This is a genomic window from Xanthobacter sp. BG11Y11_SDJG (assembly GCF_057364445.1).
Window position 1 is genome coordinate 1 of the sequence record NZ_JBNFNU010000381.1, and the last position, 4093, is coordinate 4093.

The window sequence follows — 4093 nt, forward strand, 5'->3', positions numbered from 1 at the left end:
CCGCGTCGGCCACCGCCGCACCGGCCACCGCCGCCACGAAGGTGTCGATGCGGGTGAAGACCGGCACGCCCTCGCGCCGCAGCCGCCCGAGCGCGGCGCCGTTGAAGATCTCCGCGGGCGAGACCAGCGAGATCGGCTTGCCGGTGCGCCGGCTGGCGGCGATCATCGCATCGGCCACGTTCTCCGCCCAGGGCGGCACGATGGGGGTATTGGCGACCGCGATGCCGTCGAAGGCGGGATCGTCCGCGAAGGCGTCGAGGCAGGTGGCGAAGCCCTCGGGACGGCGGAACGGCGTGCCGGCGATGTCCACTGGGTTCCTGGTGGACAGGAACGCCGGGATGTCGGCCCGCATGCGCGCCACGGTGGCCTCCCCGGGCGCGGGAAGGGACACGGCGCCGCTGCTCTCCAGCGCGTCGGCGACGCAGCCGCCATAGCCGCCGGAAAACGGTGAGGATGCCAAGGCTGCGGGTGGCGCAGGCGGTCGCCACATATTGCGCCACCGGCAGCAGGTCCTCGATGGCGGCGACATCCACCCAGCCGAGCTGGCGCACCGCCGCCTCGTAGGCGCCGCGCTCGCCGACCAGCGCGCCGGTATGGCCGGCGGCGGTGCGCCTGCCTGCCTCCGAGCGGCCAGCCTTGTAGAGCGCCACCGGCTTGCCGGCGGCATGGGCGCTGCGCGCGGCCGCCAGCAGCCGGCCGCTCTCGCGGATGCCCTCCACATAGAGCGCGATGGCGCGCGTCGCCGGGTCGTCGACCAGGAACTGCACGAAGTCCGCGAGGCCGGTCGCCGCCTCGTTTCCCGTGGAGATGACGTGGCTGAGGCCGATGCCGGCGCGCTCGGCCTCCTCCATCAGCGCGCTGCCGAGCGCCCCGCTCTGCACCACGAGGCCCACCACGCCCGGCGCGGCAGGCTGGCGGTGATGCGGCTGGTGGAGCTCAGGGCGACGCGCCGGCCGAGATTGACGAAGCCGGTGGTGTTCGGTCCAAGCATGGCCGCGCCGTGGCTGCGCACCAGCGCGGCGAGGCGCGCCTGCTTGGCGGCGCCCTCCTCGCCGGATTCCGAGAACCCGCCGGTGATGACCACGAACGCCCGCACCCCGAGGCCGAGCGCCTCTTCCACCGTGGCGTAGACGTCGTCGGCCGGCACCGAGATCACCACGCAGTCCGGAACATGGGACAACTCGCGGAGGCTGGTGACGGTCTCGACGCCATCGATCACCGCCTTCTCGCGGGTCACCAGATCGATGCGCTGGTCGTAGCCGTGCAGCCGCAGGTGATCGAAGATCGCGCGCCCGCCCACCTGGAACGTGGCCTTCTTGGTGGAGACGCCGACGATGGCGATGGAGGCGGGGTCGATCAGCTTCTTGAGAGACACGGAGCATCCTTCCGGCTGGGGCGGCGCGCTGACAAACTGATAATCCGGCCGGATCGAAATCAAGAAAATAAAAATGCGTTCCGCATAATGGATTAGAATCTGGACTTGTCGGGGAAACTCCGATACCCCTTCCGGCCGGAGCGAGATCCGTGCAGATCCACGCGCTTTGTCGCTGGATCGGCGGCTCGCGCGGAGATGGAGAACGGGGTGTCCGGCCCGAATTGTCGTGCACGCCGGTCGGCGCGCATGCGAGCAAGCGCGGCATCTCGGGGAGGGTACCGGTGGCGCTGGATCATGAAACCTTCACCCTGCTCAAGGACACCGTCCGCCGCTTCGTGGACGAGCGGCTGATCCCGGCCGAGCCGGCGGTGGCGGAGAGCGACGTCATCGATCCGGCCATCCTTTCGCAGATGCGCGAGCTCGGACTGTTCGGCCTGTCGATCCCGCAGGAGTGGGGCGGCCTCGGCCTCGGCATGGCCGAGGAGGTGGAGATCGTCATGGAGCTCTGTCGCGCCGCGCCCGCCTTCCGCTCGGCGGTTGGGACCAATATCGGCATCGGCTCCCAGGCGATCGTGCTCGCGGGCACCGAGGCGCAGCGCCAGCGCTACCTGCCGCGCCTCGCCAGCGGCGAGCTTGTCTCGTCCTTCGCCCTGACCGAGCCCGATGCCGGGTCGGACGCCGCGTCCCTGCGCACCCGGGCGGTGCGGCGCGCCGACGGCAGCTGGGTCATCAACGGCACCAAGCGATACATCACCAACGCCCCCGAGGCCGGGCTCTATACCGTCATGGCGCGCACCTCCGACACGCCGGGAGCGGGCGGCATCTCCTGCTTCCTTGTGGAGCGCGAGGCGCTGGGCCTCTCGCTCGGCCCGTGGGATCGCAAGATGGGCCAGCGCGGCGCCCACACCAGCGACGTGATGTTCGAGGACTGCGTCGTCCCCGCCGATGCGCTCGTCGGCGCCGAGGGCCAGGGCTTCAGGGTCGCCATGCGGGTGCTCGACAAGGGGCGTCTGCACATCTCCGCCGTCTGCGTGGGCGCGGCGACGCGGCTCATCGAGCTGAGCGCCGCCTATGCATGCGAGCGCCAGCAGTTCGGCCGGCCCATCGCCGAGTTCCAGCTGGTGCAGGCGCTGCTCGCGGACAGCTATGCGGAGACCTACGCCGCCCGCTCCATGGTGCTCGATGCCGCGCGCCGGCGCGATGCCGGCGAGAACGTCACCATCGAGGCCTCGGCCTGCAAGATGTTCGCTTCCGAGATGGTGGGCCGGGTCGCCGACCGCGCGGTGCAGATCCACGGCGGTGCCGGCTACATGTCGGAATATGCCGTTGAGCGTTTCTTCCGAGACGTGCGGCTGTTCCGCCTTTATGAGGGCACCACCCAGATCCAGCAGCTCATCATCGCCCGCGAACTGCTGCAGAAGATCAAGAACTGAGCGCGCGGCGCCCGCCTGCGCACGGAGGACGCGATGAACGACGCCTATATCTGCGATTTCGCGCGCACGCCCATCGGCCGCTATGCGGGCGTGCTGAAGGACGTGCGGACGGACGATCTCGCCGCCCATCCCATCCGCGTCCTGATGGAGCGCAATGCGGGCGTCGACTGGGAGGCGCTGGACGACGTGGTGTTCGGCTGCGCCAACCAGGCGGGAGAGGACAACCGCAACGTGGCGCGCATGGCCGCGCTGCTCGCCGGACTGCCGGCCAGCGCCCCCGGCACCACGGTGAACCGCCTGTGCGGCTCGGGGCTCGACGCGGTGGGCATCGGCGCGCGGGCGATCATGACCGGCGACGCCGACCTCGTGATCGCCGGCGGCGTGGAGAGCATGACCCGCGCGCCCTTCGTCATGGGCAAGGCGGCGGAAGCGTTCGCGCGCCAGGCGGAGATCTTCGACACCACCATCGGCTGGCGCTTCGTGAACCCGCTGATGAAGGCGCAGTACGGCGTCGATTCCATGCCCGAGACCGGCGAGAACGTGGCCGAGGACTTCCAGGTCTCGCGCGCCGACCAGGACCTGTTCGCCTATCGCTCCCAGCAGCGCACCCGCGCGGCGCAGGACAGCGGCTTCTTCGACCGGGAGATCGCTCCGGTCGAGATCAAGGGCAAGAAGGGCGCGCTCGTCCGCGTGGAGAAGGACGAGCACCCGCGCGACACCACCCTGGAGCAGCTCGCCGCCCTCAGGGCGCCGTTCCGCAAGGAGGGCGGCACCGTGACCGCCGGCAACGCCTCCGGCGTCAATGACGGGGCGGGCGCGCTGATCCTCGCCTCGGCGGCGGCGGCCCGCAAGTATGGCCTCACGCCGCGCGCCCGCATGGTGTCGGTGGTGCAGGCGGGGGTGCCGCCGCGCATCATGGGCATCGGCCCGGCGCCGGCGACCAGAAAGCTCCTGGAGAAGAACCGTCTCGCCCTCGCCGACATCGACGCCGCGGCGGCCGAGGCCGCCGCCGCCAAGCTGCCCGGCGCCATCGGCATCGGCTGCGACATCACCCAAGCGGAGGACGTCGCCGCCATGGTGGCGAAGGCGGAGGGCGCGCTCGGGCCGCTCTCCATCTTCGTCAACAGCGCCGCGGTGCTGGACGACAAGCTGTTCCTGGACTCGAGCCGGCGGACTGGAAGCGGATGCTGAGCGTGTGCCTCGACGGGCCCATGCTGGGCCTGCACGCGGTGCTGCCGGGCATGGTCGCGCGCGGCTATGGCCGCGTGTGTGCTTGCCTCCGTAT

3 protein-coding genes and 2 pseudogenes are annotated in these 4093 nt (G+C 70.9%); 2 read left to right on the forward strand and 3 right to left on the reverse strand.

What is annotated here, in order from left to right:
* The 3 genes and pseudogenes from AC2W7M_RS21155 to AC2W7M_RS21165 all read right to left on the reverse strand — a co-directional run.
* Nucleotides 1-460: pseudogene (locus AC2W7M_RS21155) on the reverse strand (hypothetical protein); the annotation flags it as partial.
* Between the two features lie 88 nt (nucleotides 461-548).
* Nucleotides 549-851: pseudogene (locus AC2W7M_RS21160) on the reverse strand (acetate--CoA ligase family protein); the annotation flags it as partial.
* On the reverse strand, nucleotides 851-1375 hold the full coding sequence (locus tag AC2W7M_RS21165) for a CoA-binding protein (protein ID WP_486134672.1): 525 nt from the start codon (nucleotides 1373-1375) through the stop codon (nucleotides 851-853). The pseudogene AC2W7M_RS21160 and the gene AC2W7M_RS21165, both read right to left, overlap by 1 nt.
* A gap of 281 nt (nucleotides 1376-1656) precedes the next feature.
* On the opposite strand from AC2W7M_RS21165, the gene AC2W7M_RS21170 reads away from it, so the two are divergent.
* Nucleotides 1657-2808 (forward strand): acyl-CoA dehydrogenase family protein, encoded by a 1152-nt coding sequence (locus AC2W7M_RS21170; protein WP_281805192.1) that lies wholly within the window; start codon nucleotides 1657-1659, stop codon nucleotides 2806-2808.
* A 33-nt stretch (nucleotides 2809-2841) separates the two neighbouring features.
* On the forward strand, nucleotides 2842-3999 hold the full coding sequence (locus tag AC2W7M_RS21175) for an acetyl-CoA C-acyltransferase (RefSeq protein ID WP_486134674.1): 1158 nt from the start codon (nucleotides 2842-2844) through the stop codon (nucleotides 3997-3999).
* Nucleotides 4000-4093: the final 94 nt, after the last annotated feature.